Source organism: Sphingomonas sp. IC-56 (assembly GCF_021043375.1).
GTDB lineage: Bacteria > Pseudomonadota > Alphaproteobacteria > Sphingomonadales > Sphingomonadaceae > Sphingomonas.
The window spans coordinates 196,525-211,548 of record NZ_JAJNDV010000002.1 but is presented as its reverse complement, the minus strand read 5'-3'; the positions used below and the strand labels follow the sequence as shown (position 1 = coordinate 211,548).

11 protein-coding genes are annotated in these 15,024 nt (G+C 65.9%); 7 read left to right on the top strand and 4 right to left on the bottom strand.

Annotation, left to right across the window (positions count from 1 at the left end):
• Positions 1-65: 65 nt before the first annotated feature.
• Positions 66-2,585 (bottom strand): penicillin-binding protein 1A, encoded by a 2,520-nt coding sequence (locus LQ953_RS04150; RefSeq protein WP_231029408.1) that lies wholly within the window; start codon positions 2,583-2,585, stop codon positions 66-68.
• Between the two features lie 116 nt (positions 2,586-2,701).
• Complete coding sequence (locus LQ953_RS04145) at positions 2,702-3,952, bottom strand: N-acetylmuramoyl-L-alanine amidase (protein WP_231029407.1); 1,251 nt, start codon at positions 3,950-3,952, stop codon at positions 2,702-2,704.
• Positions 3,953-4,434: 482 nt separating this feature from the next.
• Here LQ953_RS04145 and LQ953_RS04140 point away from each other — a divergent pair, with 482 nt between their 5' ends.
• The 7 genes from LQ953_RS04140 (at position 4,435) to LQ953_RS04110 (ending at position 12,532) form a co-directional block, all read left to right on the top strand.
• Positions 4,435-7,167 (top strand): Rne/Rng family ribonuclease, encoded by a 2,733-nt coding sequence (locus LQ953_RS04140; RefSeq protein WP_231029406.1) that lies wholly within the window; start codon positions 4,435-4,437, stop codon positions 7,165-7,167.
• A 110-nt stretch (positions 7,168-7,277) separates the two neighbouring features.
• Positions 7,278-8,645: a M48 family metalloprotease gene (locus LQ953_RS04135; RefSeq protein ID WP_231029405.1), complete on the top strand. Its 1,368-nt coding sequence runs from the start codon at positions 7,278-7,280 to the stop codon at positions 8,643-8,645.
• Between the two features lies 1 nt (position 8,646).
• On the top strand, positions 8,647-9,402 hold the full coding sequence (locus LQ953_RS04130; protein WP_231029404.1) for a DsbA family protein: 756 nt from the start codon (positions 8,647-8,649) through the stop codon (positions 9,400-9,402).
• A gap of 119 nt (positions 9,403-9,521) precedes the next feature.
• Positions 9,522-10,301, top strand: coding sequence for a helix-turn-helix domain-containing protein (locus LQ953_RS04125; protein ID WP_231029403.1), 780 nt, complete (start codon positions 9,522-9,524; stop codon positions 10,299-10,301).
• Between the two features lie 183 nt (positions 10,302-10,484).
• On the top strand, positions 10,485-11,435 hold the full coding sequence (locus LQ953_RS04120; protein WP_231029402.1) for an ABC transporter ATP-binding protein: 951 nt from the start codon (positions 10,485-10,487) through the stop codon (positions 11,433-11,435).
• The gene (locus tag LQ953_RS04115; RefSeq protein ID WP_231029401.1) at positions 11,432-12,202 is read left to right on the top strand and encodes an ABC transporter permease; all 771 of its coding nucleotides are present in this window, start codon (positions 11,432-11,434) and stop codon (positions 12,200-12,202) included. Before LQ953_RS04120 ends, LQ953_RS04115 begins: the two co-directional genes overlap by 4 nt.
• Positions 12,203-12,238: 36 nt before the next feature.
• Positions 12,239-12,532 (top strand): UvrB/UvrC motif-containing protein, encoded by a 294-nt coding sequence (locus LQ953_RS04110; RefSeq protein ID WP_231029400.1) that lies wholly within the window; start codon positions 12,239-12,241, stop codon positions 12,530-12,532.
• On the opposite strand, the gene LQ953_RS04105 is transcribed toward LQ953_RS04110, so the two are convergent.
• Positions 12,529-13,062 carry a hypothetical protein gene (locus tag LQ953_RS04105; protein WP_231029399.1) on the bottom strand — a complete coding sequence of 178 codons (534 nt, stop codon included), beginning with the start codon at positions 13,060-13,062 and terminating at the stop codon, positions 12,529-12,531. The genes LQ953_RS04110 and LQ953_RS04105 overlap by 4 nt on opposite strands.
• Before the next feature lie 50 nt (positions 13,063-13,112).
• Positions 13,113-14,960 (bottom strand): CocE/NonD family hydrolase, encoded by a 1,848-nt coding sequence (locus tag LQ953_RS04100; RefSeq protein WP_231029398.1) that lies wholly within the window; start codon positions 14,958-14,960, stop codon positions 13,113-13,115.
• Positions 14,961-15,024 lie beyond the last annotated feature (64 nt).

Sequence of the window (15,024 nt, the reverse complement as noted above, 5' to 3'; positions counted from 1 at the left end):
ACCTTTCAAAGCCTGACATCATCGCCGCGGAGAGCGGGACGACGCCGGTAGATATAAGACAGCCGCTAGTAGATTCCGCCCTCGCGTTGCAAGAAATCGCTGTCGCTCTGGCGCTCGGCCTTGGGCGCAGCCTTGCGGACGGCGGGCTTGGCCTCGGCCTGTTCCTCTTCCTCCAGTGTCCGGCGGCCGCGGCGCGGTTCCGCCTCGGGCTTGAAGGCTTCCCAGATGATCGGCGACAGCGGGTCGTTCGACGGCCAGCCGCCCGACACCTTGCGTCCGCTTGCCCGGTCGATGCGGACCATGCGGATGCCCTTGGGCGCAGTGAAGGGCAGCTTGGGCATGCCTTCGAACGCGGGAATCGCGAACTGCTTGAAGATCGGCGCGGCGATCGATCCACCCTGGGCGTAGCCGCCCAGGTTGGTGGGCGTATCATAGCCCAGATACAGCCCGGCGATCATCTGCGCGGCGCCGCCGACGAACCAGACATCGGTGGGGCCGTTGGTGGTGCCGGTCTTGCCCATCAGCGGACGGTCGAGATCGCGCAGCACGGTAGCGGTGCCGCGCTGGATGACGCCTTCGGTGATGTGGACGATCTGATACGCCGCGAGCGGGTCGACGAGCTGGCGTGCGCGCCGCACCGGACGCGGCATGGCCCCGCCGTTCCAGTCGCGCGCGTTGCACCCCTCGCACGGGCGCCAATTCTCCGGCCAGATAACCTGCCCGTGGCGGTTCTGCGCGAAGTCGATCACGGTGGGGTCCAGTGCGCGCCCCTGGTTCACCAGGATCGAGTAAGCGTTGACCATGCGCATCACGGTCGTCTCGCCAGCGCCCAGCGAATAGCTGAGATAGGGCGGGAACTTGTTCTTGCTCACGCCGACGCGCTGGATCAGGTCAACGACCGGCTCCATGCCGATCCGGTTGGCGACCTGCACCGTCATCAGGTTGCGCGACTGCTCCACGCCCCAGCGGAGTGTCTTCGGACCGGCACTGCGCATGTTGCCGAAGTTGCGGAAGCATTTGTTGCCAAGGCCCGCGCCCTGCCAGACGCAGAAGGGGCCGTCGACCACGATGGTCGCCGGAGTGAGCCCGCGCTCCATCGCGGCGGCATAGACCAAGGGCTTGATGGTCGAGCCGGGCTGGCGGAGCGCCTGGGTGGCGCGGTTGAACGATTGGATGCGCGAGTCGAAGCCACCCTGCATGGCGAGCACGCGGCCCGTCCGGGGATCTTCGACCACCATGCCGCCGGAAACCTTGGGCACCGAGCGTAGCGACCAGTTGGCGCCATCGGGCGCGACCGCGATGATGTCGCCGCGTTTGATCGCGGAGAAGGCTTCGCCGCCCTTGCCACGCACCGGCATGGTCGCGCCATAGCGCGGAAGGCGGCCGGTCTGGCCATTGTCGAAGCCGATTTCCCAGCCGTCGCTGCCGCGCTCAATCGCAATGGCGGCGCGCCAGTTTTCGTAGTCCAGGCCTATATTGGTGTTGAGCAGGGTCTGGAGCCAGCTGTTGCCGATCTCCTTGTTATCCAGCGGGCCGCTCCAGCCGCGGCCGCGGTCGTAGCGAAGCAGGCCGTCGCGCAGTGCCTTTTGCGCAAAGCCCTGGAGACGCGGGTCGAGCGAGGTGCGCACCCACAGGCCGCCTTGATAGACGCTGTGGGGCCCTGCGTCGGACTTCTCACCGAACTTGCTCAGCAGCTGGCGGCGGACTTCCTCGATGAAATAGCCGCCGACTCGTTCGAACTGGGGCTTCTGGCGCGGCACGGTGCCGAGCGGGGCGGCAATGGCGGCGGCGTGTTGCGAGGCGTCGATATAGCCATTGGCCAGCATCTGCCCGAGTACCCAGTTGCGCCGCTCGATCGCGCGGTCCTCATAGCGTTCTGGCGCATAATTGGCCGGGCCCTTGGGCAGGATTGCGAGATAGGCCATTTGCGGCAGGCTCAGTTCGTCGAGTTCCTTGCCGAAATAGGCTTCGCTGGCCGCGGCCACACCGCCGGCGTTTCGGCCGAGCTCGATGGAATTCAGGTAGAGTTCGAGGATCTGCTCCTTGGAGAGCGTGTCCTCCATCTTCCAGGCGAGGATGCCTTCCTTGGCCTTGCGGACATAGCTCGCTTCGTCACCGACCAGCAGGTTCTTTGCGACCTGTTGCGTGATGGTGGAGGTGCCGCGCGGGGTCGTGCCGGTGGCGATGCCCTGATAGGCGGCGCGCACCAGGCCGGGGAAGTCGACGCCGTGATGCTCGAAAAACGTCTTGTCCTCGGCGGACAGGAACGCGCCGACCAGCAGCTTGGGATATTCCGGGAAGCTCAGCTGGACGCGGCGTTCGCGGGCATAGCTGTGGATCGGGGTGCCGTCGGCGGAGCGGACATTGGTGGGCAGCGGCGGTTCATAGGTGCGCAGCGCGTCCACCGAGGGCAGGTTGCGTGCGAACAGCAGCCAGAGCAGGAACACGCCGATACCGGCGAGCAGCGCGAGCACCGCCAGCACGCGGAACGACCAGCGCTGCCGCAGCCGTCCGAAAAAGCCGCTAGCGCCGCTCAGGCCGCGCCTGATCCGCACCGTTTCGCCTGAAGTGTCGCCATCCGCCATCTGCCGCGCGGTGTAGCAAGTTTCAGCGGCGATGAAAGCCGATCAGAACGCAACCGAAACCAATCCGCCGATTCCGTCCTATAAGAGCGGAAGGAAACGGAGTGGCCGGGTTGCTGTCAGCGGGATGCCATGCGCGTGGCGAAATGGATTTCCACGGCCTTGCGCACACTTTCGGCAACCTTGATGCGCCCTTCGTGCGAGGCAAGGAACTCCGCGTCGGCGAGGTTCGAGATATAGCCGGTTTCGAACAATACCGAGGGAAGATCGGGCGCCTTGAGCACCATCAGCGAGGCCATGCGGTGGTAGTTCGCCTTGATCGGAATGAGCGGCTGGGCCTCGCGGCCGAGCAGCCGGGCGAAATTGGCCGACATGTTCATCGTCTCACGCTGCGTGAGGTCGATCAGGATCGACGAGATGTCGGGACTGGCGCCGCCCAGATCGACGCCGGCGATGATGTCGGCCTTGTTCTCGCGCGCCGCCAGCCGCGCCGCTTCCTTGTCGGAGGCGACTTCGGACAGGGTGTAGATAGTGGCGCCGGTCGCTTCCGGGTTCGCGGCGCTGTCGCAATGGACCGAGATGAAGAGGTCGGCCTTCAATCGGCGGGCGAGGCCGAATCGCTCCTGAAGCACCAGGAAGCGGTCATCCTCGCGGGTGAGCGCGACGCGGACGCGACCCGAGGCGAGCAGTTCCTCCTTGATCGCCTGGGCGATGCGCAGCGTCACATCCTTTTCGCGCAAGCCGCCATCGGGCGACAGCGCGCCGGGATCGTGCCCGCCATGGCCGGCGTCGATCACCACCAGCGGGCGATCGGCATCGCCATAGACCTTGGGCAGCTTGAGGCTGCTGCGGCGCTTGGGCACCGGCATGGATACCGAGTATTGGTGGCGGGCTCCGGGTTGCAGGAAGGTGAAGGGCGGCAGGAAGCTCAGCCGACGCTCGGCAGCGGCGCGGGCGAAGCGTTCGTCGTCCACCGTCTTGATCTGGAGCGTGAGGGTGCGGCTATCGCGGCCGAAATTGCCTTCGGTCACGATTGCCGGGCGGGCGAGATCGAAGACGATGCGGACGCCGCCTTCACCCTGTGCGCCCTGGCGGATCTTTGCGACCGCGCCGTCGGAATAGGCCGTGCTGCCCGGTTCGGCGCCATCGACGTCGAGTGCGATGCGCTGTGGCCCGGCCAGCACGAAGCTGCTCGCCTTGGCGACCGGCGCGTCGAAGGTCACGACGATGCGGTCGCCGCGAACGCGCACTTCCTCCACGACGCCCGCCCAGCTCGGAGCACCGGTCAGCCAACCGGAGAGCAGGGCGAACAGGAACAACACCCGCGCGATATGCCGCGCCGGGACCTTGGGGGTCCAGCACAATTCCATGATCTGGTACTCGATACGCGTCTACCCTGACGCGGACGTGCTTAGGCGTGGCGGCTCAAGTCCCGGTTAAACCGCAGGGTTAATCATGCGGAAACCAGTCGCTGCCATGTTCCGGAATTTCCCGTAGTCGTCGCGAAACAATCATTGCGTTGCGCGTAGTTGCCGCAGGGTGCGGGGGGTGCTAGGCAGTTCATTATCCCGGTTCTTGTACCGGGAAGTATCCGCGGCCACATCCGCCGTGACAGTTCAGGTTGACGCTCGCATGAGGCAATTTCCCCACCGTCCGCTTCGCCAGGCTTTCGCCGGCAGCGCGGCCGTGGTGGAGCCAGTGGACCGCCGGTCCCCGCGTGCCCGTGCAGCAACAGCATCTTTTCAATCCAGCGAGACTGCGCCCGGAATGGCCGGCGCGGCCCGCACTCAATATCGCGCGCACGCGCCCCGGTCCTCCAGGGACATGAGCCGGCGCGCCCGGAGAATATTCAATGACCATGCGTATGCTGATCGACGCACGCCACCGGGAGGAAACCCGGGTCGCCGTCGTCAAGGGGAACCGGATCGAGGAGTTTGACTTCGAGTCCGCCGAGCGCAAGCAGCTCAAGGGCAATATCTACCTAGCCAAGGTTACCCGCGTCGAACCGTCGCTTCAGGCGGCGTTCGTGGATTATGGCGGCAACCGCCACGGCTTCCTCGCTTTCAGCGAAATCCACCCCGATTATTACCAGATCCCCAAGGAAGACCGCGAAGCATTGCTGCGCGAAGAGGCCGAGCATGCCGCCGAGGAAGCGGCACTGCGCGCCCAGGAAGACGGGGACGAGGACGACGATCACCTGGAGGGTGACGTAGAGGGCGAAGACGACGTCGAACTGGTCGAGCGCGAGCATGACGACGAGGAAGACGACGACGCCGAGCATGACGAAGGTGCCGAAGAGGGCGCTTCGGAAGAGGGTGGCGAGACGCGTGGCCGTGGCCGCCGCCGCGGCAAGCGCAGCGGCAATGGCGATGAAGCCGATGCGCTGCGTCAGCGCCGCATGAACCTGCGCCGCCGCTACAAGATCCAGGACGTGATCCGCCGCCGCCAGGTGCTGCTGGTCCAGGTCGTGAAGGAAGAGCGCGGCAACAAGGGTGCGGCGCTGACCACCTATCTGTCGCTCGCCGGCCGTTATTGCGTGCTGATGCCCAACACCGCGCATGGCGGCGGCATTTCGCGCAAGATCTCGAGCGCTGCCGACCGCAAGCGCCTCAAGGGCATCATGGCGGACCTGAAGCTGCCGCCCTCGATGGGCTGCATCGTCCGCACGGCGGGCCTTCAGCGCACCAAGACCGAGATCAAGCGCGACTTCGACTATCTCGCCCGGCTGTGGGACGGGATTCGCGAGGAGACGCTCAAATCGTCCGCGCCCGCCTTGGTCTATGGCGACAGCGACCTGCTGAAGCGCGCGATCCGCGACATCTACAACAAGGACATCGACGAGGTGATCGTCGAGGGCGAGGACGGGTACCGCCAGGCCAAGGAGTTCATGCGCCTGCTGATGCCGAGCCATGCGCGCAAGGTGAAGCAGTATGCGCACGCCGTGCCGCTGTTCCAGCGTGCGGGCGTCGAGGACCAGCTGTCGGCGATGTACAATCCCGTCGTCCAGCTCAAGTCGGGCGGCTATCTGGTCATCAACCCGACCGAGGCTTTGGTGTCGATCGACATCAACTCGGGGCGCTCCACCCGCGAGCACAATATCGAGCAGACCGCGACCGCGACCAACCTGGAAGCAGCGCAGGAAATCGCGCGCCAGCTGCGGCTGCGCGACATGGCCGGGCTGGTCGTGATCGACTTCATCGACATGGATCATTCGTCCAACGTCCGTAAGGTCGAGAAGGCGATGAAGGAGGCGCTGAAGAACGATCGCGCCCGCATCCAGGTGGGCCGCATCTCCGCGTTCGGCCTGATGGAAATGAGCCGCCAGCGCCTGCGCACCGGCGTGCTGGAAGCATCGACCCGCACCTGCCCGCATTGCGAGGGTTCGGGCCTGGTCCGCACTGCGTCGTCGGCCGGTCTGTCGGCGCTGCGCATGATCGAGGACGAGGCCGCACGCGGCCGCGGTTCGCACATCACGCTGCGCGCGAGCCAGGAAGCGGCGTTCTACCTGCTCAACCGCAAGCGCGCTGAGCTGGCGGAGATCGAGGACCGCTATGGCGTCCTGATCGAAGTGGTCGCCGATGGCGAGATCGAGGGCGCGCGCATGTCGGTGGAGGCCGCAGGCCCGCCGCCCGCCTATGCGCCCAAGATCGAGGCGCTGGTCGAAGAGCCTGAGGACGAAGAGGACTACGTCGAGGAGATCGACGAAGAGGAAGAGGCCGAAGAAGAGGCAGAAGCCGAGGCGCCGCGCGCGCGTGAAGAACGTCCGCGCGCCGAGGGCGACGACGAAGGCCGCGGCAAGCGCCGCCGCCGCCGCCGTGGCCGTGGCCGCCGCGGCCGGGAGCAGGACGGTGCCGAGGAAGGTGCTGAAGACGCCGCCGAGACCGAGGCTAGCGAGCAGCCGGAAGGCGACGTGGAGGCCAGCGAGACTGCCGAGGCGGAAACCGTCGCCGCGCAGCCTGAGGGTGAGGAAGGCGAAGGTGGACGCAAGCGCCGCCGTCGTGGCCGTCGTGGCGGTCGCCGTGGTGGTGCCGGTGCCGAGGAGGCCGTGAACGAGGCCGGTACGGTCGAGGAAGCGGCTGAACCCGCCGAGCCGGTCAGCGAGGCTGTCGAGCCGGTCGTCGAGGCGCCCGAGGTAGAGGCGGAAGCCGAGCCCGCGCCCAAGCCCAAGCGCACCCGCCGCAAGAAGGCCGATCCGGCAGCAGAGGCCGCGCCGGTCGAGGCGGCGCCCGCCGAGGCAGTGACGCAAGCGCCGGAGGCGGAGGCCGAAGCGCCCAAGCCCAAGCGCACGCGCCGCAAGAAGGCGGATGCCGCCGAAGCAGCGCCGGCTGAAGCCGCACCGGAAGCACCGGTCGCTGAAGCCGAAGCAGCGCCCAAGCCCAAGCGCACGCGCCGCAAGAAGGCCGATGCCGCCGACGCGCCGGCCGAGGCTGCGCCCGCAGCCGAAGCAGCCGCAGAAGCACCTGTCGCTGAGACCACGCCGCAGGCCGATGCGCCGGCAGCCGAGGACGGCGATGCCGGCACCGAGGATGGTGGCGACGGTCAGACGCCGCGCCGCGGCTGGTGGCAGCGCACCTTCGGCGCCTGACGGGGAAAGGGAGTGGCGCACCGCCGCCGCTCCCTGCCCTTCACGCCGGGTTCAGCCGCCGAACCTAACAGCGGTTTCGCTAGGTAGAGAGTGGAAGAATGATGGTGAGGATGAAGCGCTTTGCGGCCTTGCTGGCCCTGCTCTGCCTCACCTGTTTCGCCGCGCGGCCGGCGCTGGCCCAGTCGATGCTGCGCGACGCCGAGACCGAGGCGTGGCTGAACGACATTTCCCGCCCGCTGTTCCAGGCCGCGGGGCTATCGCCTGCCAATGCCAAGGTGGTGTTGATCCAGGACCCGTCGATCAACGCCTTCGTGGCGGGCGGGCAGATCGTCTATATCCATACCGGCCTGCTCGACGCGGCGGACAGCGCCAATGAAGTCCAGGGCGTCATCGCCCATGAAATCGGCCATATCGTCGGCGGACACGCGGTGTTCCAGCGCGATGGCGGCTATACCAACATATCGATCCTGAGCCTGTTGCTGGGCGTGGCGGCGATGGCGGCGGGATCGCCCGAGGCCGGCACCGGGCTGATGATGATGGGCCAGCGCGCCGCCATCGGTAAGTATCTGGCCTATAGCCGCGTGCAGGAATCCTCCGCCGATGCGGCCGGCGCACGCTATCTCGGCACCGCGGCGATCAGCGGCAAGGGCATGCTCAGCTTCTTCAACAAGCTGACCAAGCAGATGCACAGCTATGGCTATTACGCCAGCAGCCCTGAGGTCGATCCGTTCGCGCAGACTCACCCCATGTCGCAGCAGCGCGTCGAGACGCTGACCGCCGATCTTCAGGCGCAACCCGCCTTCAACAAGCCAATCAACCAAGATTTCGAGACGCGCTTCAAGCGAATCCAGGCCAAGCTGCGCGGCTATGTGAACGAGCCCAAGACAACGCTGCGCCTCTATCCGTCGAGCGATGAGTCGATGCCGGCGCATTATGCCCGTGCCTATGCCTATCACAAATCCGGCTATCCCGATCAGGCCGCGGCGGAGACGCAGGCGCTGGTCAAGGCTGCGCCGGACGATCCCTATTTCCTGGAACTGGAAGGTCAGATCCTGCTTGAATCGGGCAAGCCTGCCGAGGCGCTGGGGCCGCTGCGCGAGGCGACACGCCGATCGAACAATCAGCCGCTGATCGCCGCGACCTTTGGCCACGCGCTGATCGCGACCGAGGACAAGGCGAACCTGAGCGAGGCGGAAAGCGTGCTGCGTCAGGCGGTGGCGCGCGACCGCGAGAACCCGTTCGCCTGGGTCAATCTGGGCACGGTGTACGACCGCAAGGGCGACCAGGCGCGCACCGCCTTGGCCACGGCCGAGCGCTCCAGCCTGATCGGCGACACGCGCACTGCCCTGATCAGCGCGCGGGCGGCGATGAACGGGCTGCCGCAAGGTTCGTCCGACTGGGTGCGCGCGCAGGATATCATGATGGTGTCGCAAAACGCCATGGACGACGACAAGCGCAACAAGCGCAGGGGCGACTGAAATGACCGACAAGCTGTTGCGCTCGCTGGTTCTGGCGGGCGCACTGATCCTGTCCGCCGCCCTGGGCGCGGCGATCTATGCCTGGATTGCGCGGGCCGCCGCGCCGCAACTCGCGGGCGACACGATCCGCCAATATCTGCTCGACCATCCCGAAGTGCTGCCCGAGGCGATGGAGCGGCTCCAGGCGCGCGAAACGGCCAAGGCGCAGGAGGCCCAAGTGGCGGCGCAGGGCGCGGTCGCCGGACAGGTCGAGGCGCTGGCCAAGCCCTATGCCGGGGCATGGGCGGGGAACCCGAACGGCGATGTCACGGTGGTGGCATTCCTGGATTATGCCTGCGGCTATTGCCGGGCGAGTCTGCCCGGGATCAACGAGTTGTTGGCCAAGGACCCAAAGGTTCGCGTGGTGTACCGCGAATATCCGGTGCTCGGCCCTGAAAGCGTCACCGCCGCGCAATGGGCGTTGGCGGCTGCCGAGCAGGGCAAGTTCCGCGCGTTCCACGAGGCGCTATATGCGGCAGGGGCAAGCCCGCAGGGGATCGGCGAGGCGGCTGCCAAGGCCGGGCTGGACAAGGCCGCGGCGGCGCGCGCTGTGGCGTCGAAGCCGGTGGAAGCGGAAATCCTGCGCAACAGGCAGCTGGGCGAGAAACTGGCGATGACGGGCACGCCGAGCTGGGTGATTGGCGGAAAGCTGATCTATGGCGCGCAGACCTATGAGGGCCTGGCGCAGGCAGTGGCTGCGGCGCGGGCTGGGCGGTAGCTGCCAAGCTGTGCGCCCGAAGCGCGCTGCTCCGGGTGTGGCCCGTCGCCGCAGAAGATCGGTGGAAAAGTGAGTTGCATGCCGTATGCTGCGGGCATGCAGCGAGTAAGCGCCGCCCGATGCGCAACGCCATTCTGACGCTTACCGAGCGAGAGAAGGAGACGTTGCGGCTCCTCCTCAAAGGGCATGATGCGAAGTCGATCGCGCGCGACTTGGGGCTGTCAGTCCACACCATCAACGAGCGGCTGCGCGACGCACGCAGGAAGCTTGGTGTTTCGAGCAGCCGGGAAGCGGCAAGGCTGCTGGCGGAGGCGGAAGCGGGTGCCCCCAATTCTTTAGGGGACAATGCTTTGGGGGTGCTTGGGGAAGCGACGGATGTGCCTTCTTCCGGTCAGGCCAGCCGCCCGCACCGTGTGGGTCATCGGCTCGCCTGGTTTGGTGGAGGAATGCTCATCATGTCGTTTTTGATCGCAGCCGTCGCACTCTCTTCGGTGTTTCGGGGGAGCACTGCGCCAGGTGCACAGGCCAGTGCTCCGGCCGCTCCCGTCGCAAGCGCTTCCGCATCGGCGGGCCTGGAGCGGGCGCGCACATGGCTGGCGCTTGTTGATCGCCAGGCATGGGACGAAAGCTGGAATACGGCCGCAACGCTGTTCAAGGCAAAGCTGAGCGCGGCGCAGTGGTCGTCGATGGTTCAGGCTGTGCGGCAACCCCTTGGCGCCGTGTCGTCCAGGACGTTCAAGAGCGTGACAAAGGCGAACTCGATCCCCGGAGCGCCGGCGGGCGAATATGAGACGCTCGAATTCCAGACGGATTTTGCGAACCGGAGCGGTGCGACCGAGACCGTGGTTCTTTTTCGCGAGGTCGATGGCTGGAAAGTTACGGGCTATTTCATTCGGTAAGCCTGGCTGAAGGCGGGACGGATGGTGCCCTTCGTTCAAGCGAACGGAGAGAAGCAGCGGGACCCCGGCTCACGGCCGGGGTGACGAAGAAGGAAAGTCTCAGCAGCCATCCGTCCCGATGCGCTTGTACGAGCAGGAGGGCCACCTTACGTAACGGCTCCGTTCCGGTTCCGGGGGCTTTCCATGCAATCCATCCTTTCGCTGTCGCAGGTCAGCAAGACCTATGGCTCTGGGCACAAGGCGCTCGACCATGTCGACCTCGACATTCGCCGGGGCGAGATCTTCGCGCTGCTGGGACCCAATGGCGCGGGCAAGACGACGCTGATCTCGATCATCTGCGGGATCGTGACGCCGAGCACGGGGACGATCCTGGTCGACGGGCACGACGCGATCCGTTCGCCCCGCGAGGCGCGCAGCCGTATCGGGCTGGTGCCACAGGAGCTGTCGGTCGACATGTTCGAGACGGTGATGGCGACGGTGCGTTTCAGCCGAGGGCTGTTCGGGCGCGCGCCGAACCAGGCGGTGCTCGACCAGGTGCTCAAGGACCTGTCGCTGTGGGACAAGCGCAACGCCAAGATCATGGAGCTTTCGGGCGGCATGAAGCGGCGCGTGCTGATCGCCAAGGCATTGGCGCATGAGCCCGACATCCTGTTCCTCGACGAGCCGACCGCGGGCGTCGACGTGTCGCTGCGGCGGGACATGTGGCAGATGATCGGCAAGCTCCGCGAACGCGGCGTCACCATCATCCTGACCACGCACTATATCGAGGAGGCCGAGGAAATGGCCGACCGGGTGGGCGTGATCAACAAGGGGCAGCTGCTGCTGGTCGAGGAAAAGGCCGCGCTGATGAAGAAGCTTGGCAAGCGCGAAATGGATCTGTCTCTGGTGGAGCCGCTCGACGCGGTGCCGGCGGGGCTGGAAGAGTGGCATCTGAGTCTGGCGGATGAGGGGCACCGGCTGCGCTACACCTTCGACGCGCAGGCCGAGCGGACGGGGATCCCGTCGCTGCTGCGGAAGCTTTCCGACATGGGCATCGCCTTCAAGGATCTCGACACCTCCAAGTCGAGCCTGGAGGACATTTTCGTCGATCTTGTCGAACAGCGTAACGCCTCTGCACAGGGAGCCGCGGCATGACCGGTCTCAATCTTCACGGCATCTGGGCGATCTACCGGTTCGAGATGGCGCGCACGATGCGCACGCTGTGGCAGTCGATCGCCACGCCGGTGATCACCACCTCGCTCTATTTCATCGTGTTCGGCGGCGCGATCGGCAGCCGGATCGATACGATCGGCGACGTGAACTATGGCAGCTTCCTGGTGCCCGGATTGATCATGCTGTCGCTGCTGACCCAGAGCATCGCAAACGCTTCGATAGGGATCTACTTCCCGAAGTTTACCGGCACCGTGTTCGAGCTGCTGTCGGCGCCGATCTCGGCCGTGGAGATGGTGATCGGCTTTGTCGGCGCGGCGGCAACCAAGTCGGTGGTGATCGGGCTGATCATCCTGGCAACCTCGGCGTTGTTCGTGCCGCTGCGGGTCGATCATCCGCTCGCGATGATCGCATTCCTGCTGCTTACCTCGATTACCTTTTCGATGTTTGGCTTCATCATCGGCATCTGGGCCAAGGGGTTCGAGCAGCTGAACATCGTGCCGGCGCTGCTGGTGACGCCGCTGACGTTCCTGGGTGGCGCCTTCTACTCGATCGACATGCTACCCCAGCCCTGGCGGACGGTGAGCCTGTTCAACCCGGTGGTGTATCTGGTGAGTGGGTTCCGGTGGAGCTTCTTCGGGCAGGGGGATGTCAGTATCGCACTCAGCCTGGGCGTGACGGCCGCGTTCCTGGTGCTGTGCCTGGGACTGATCGTGACGATCTTCCGCACCGGGTATCGGCTGAAGAACTAGCCGCATCCGCGGCGGCGGTTCTGCGTTGTACCGGGCATGACGACGACGCTTGCCGAACTGCAGCAGCGCATGGAGGCGGCCGCGCAGGCGCTGGACTTCGAAGAGGCCCGGCGGCTGCGTGACCAGATCAACCTGCTGCGCGGCGGCGCTTCGTCCGATCAGGCGGCGGTGGCGGACACTGCCGGGCTCACCCGGCAGCAGCCCGGCGCGATGGGGCTGGGGACCAGCCAGCAGCGCATCACGCCGCCTGCAGGATGGAAGCCGCCGCGCAAGCCCGACCCCATGACGAAGGGCCGTAACCGCCCTGCGTCAGGGCCCCATCGAGGCTAACTTTTGGCGCTGACCAAATTGGTGCGCAAATGCCCCAGGTGAGAGCACAGAACCTGGGACGCGCGGGCAATTGCGGCTTGCAACAGGTCTGCTTCGTCCTGGCTGAGGAGAAGGCTGTCCCGCTCAGCTTGGTCTACGCTCAAGGAAAGATTGCGCAGGAGGACTGTCCAGCGGCCATGCCGGTCAAGCAATATGTCGCCTACGCCGTGGCATAGCATGGTCCGGATACGCGTGTGCGCATCGAACTCCGTGAGTGCGGCAATGGCTTTCTTGCCCTCCGCGGCGAATGGTCCAATCGGGCCGATCGCTGCATCCAGCGCCGCGTATCTCTGGCCCACAAGGTGCGGCATCTTCACGACCTCGCCTCGCCTTCCCACTGATCTTAGCGCCAGCAGGGTTTCCGTTACGGCCGCTTCGGTGCGCGAGAAAATGTCCAGGTTTTTCCCGCGCCAAGCATGAAATTGCGCAGTGGCAGCATCAAAGGCTTCGCTTGGGAGCGCCGCCGCGACAAGGGAAGTAAAGGCGTTCATGTCCCAAACGTCGCAGCGACGCGTTTACTTTCGGTGTACGCGAGCAGCCTCTACTTCATCACGGGCAGCGTTATCCTGGAGCCGCCGCATACCCGCTGCGTCGCCTTTTGGAAGTCGGCGGGCTTGGCCTTGTAGATGTTGGGTACGAAGGTCTGCGGGTTGCGGTCGATTACCGGGAACCAGCTCGACTGGACCTGCACCATGATGCGGTGGCCGCGCTTGAAGACGTGGTCGTGGGCACGCAGCGGCACGTCCCAGGCGACCACCTTGTTGGGGGTGAGCGGCGTCGCCTTCTCGAAGCTCTGGAGATAGCGGCCGCGGCGCACCTCCATGGCGATCGGGAATTGGTAGCCGTTCATCGTGCGCGGATAGTCGCCCAGCGCGCCGGGCTTCACCGGCTCGTAATCTTCGGGGAGGACGTCGATCAGCTTGACGACGAAATCGCTGTCAGTGCCCGAGGTCGACGCCATTAGCGTGGCGGACACGTCGCCGGTAACGGTCAAGTCGGCCTCCAACGGTTCGGTCACGTAGCTGAGCACGTCGGGACGGTGGTCGACGAAGCGCTGGTCGGCGGCTTCCCACCAGCGCCATTCCTGCGAAGGATAGGTGCGCGAGATCGGACGCTCGCGGAAGGGCACCGGGTTGGCGGGGTCGGAGACATAGTCGCGGCACTGGGCGGTGGCAGCGGGCGCGGTGAACGACAGGCTGCCGTCGCTCTGGAGGTAGAGGTTGGTCGCAGTGGCGCCGGGTGCGGGCCATTTGGCGTAGGACTTCCAAGTCCAGGAACCGCTCTGGAAGCTGCGGGCCTCACCGACCGGCTTGGCGCCCTTGCCATGCAGCCAGTGGGCGAAGAACGGCGCTTCGATGTCGCGCATGAAGTCGGTGCCGCTTTCATGGCCGAACTTGACGTAGCCGACATCGCTGGCCGCGCCGTGCCAACTGCCATGCGCCCAGGGGCCCGCGACGATCATGTTGAGGTCGTCGGGGTCCTGCGCCTCCATCTTCTCGTAGATCTTCCAGGTGCCCAAGGGATCTTCCTGGTCCCAATAGCCCGCGACGTGGAGCGTCGGGACGGTGGTGCGGCCGAGCTTGTCCGTCCAGCGCTGCTCCTTCCAGAACGCGTCGTAATCGGGGTGCTCGATCATCTGGGTGAGGCGGGGGACGCTGCCCTTGAAGTAGAGCTTGTCGAGATTTTCGACCGGGCCGAGCTTCAGGAACCAGTCGTACGTATCGACCGGCGTCTTGCCGCCATAGTCGAAGTCCTGGCCCTGGTCGTTGTTCTGCAAGGAGAACAGCCAATCGGTGGCATAGCTTAGCCGCATTGCGCCGTAGCGATGGAGGTCGTCATGGATCCACCAGTCGTTCCACGCCGCCTGCGGGCTGACCGCCTTGAGCGCGGGGTGCGGCTTGGCGAGGGCAATCGCGGCGGCATAGCCGGGATAGGACACGCCCCACATGCCGAGCTTGCCGTTGTTGCCGGCGACGTTCTTCACCAGCCAGTCGACGCTGTCATAGCTGTCGGTCGCTTCGTCGACGCCCTTCGCGCCCTTTGCGTTGAGCGCCATCGACATGGTGAAGTCGCCGTCCGACTTGAACTGGCCGCGCATGTTCTGGAAGACGAGGATGTAGCCATCCTCCATCAGATACTTCCAGGACGAGGGGATGCCGCCCGGCGCCCGATCGGGAACGCCATAGGGCGTGCGCTGGAGCAGGATCGGGAGCTTCCCGGCCTTGTTGGTCGGGCGGAGGATCACCGTCTGGAGCCGCGCGCCGTCGCGCATCGGCACCATGACTTCCTGATAGGTGAAGGGGGCCGGGGCTTGCTGGCTCTGCTTGGCGGCGGCGGGGACGGCGCCCAGCGGCGTCAGCAGGGCGAGAAGAGCAAGCGTGCGAACCATATTACCTCCGCTACGCTGCGGGCGCGTGTGTCGCCCGCGGCGGGGTGGACCGTGAAACAAGTTC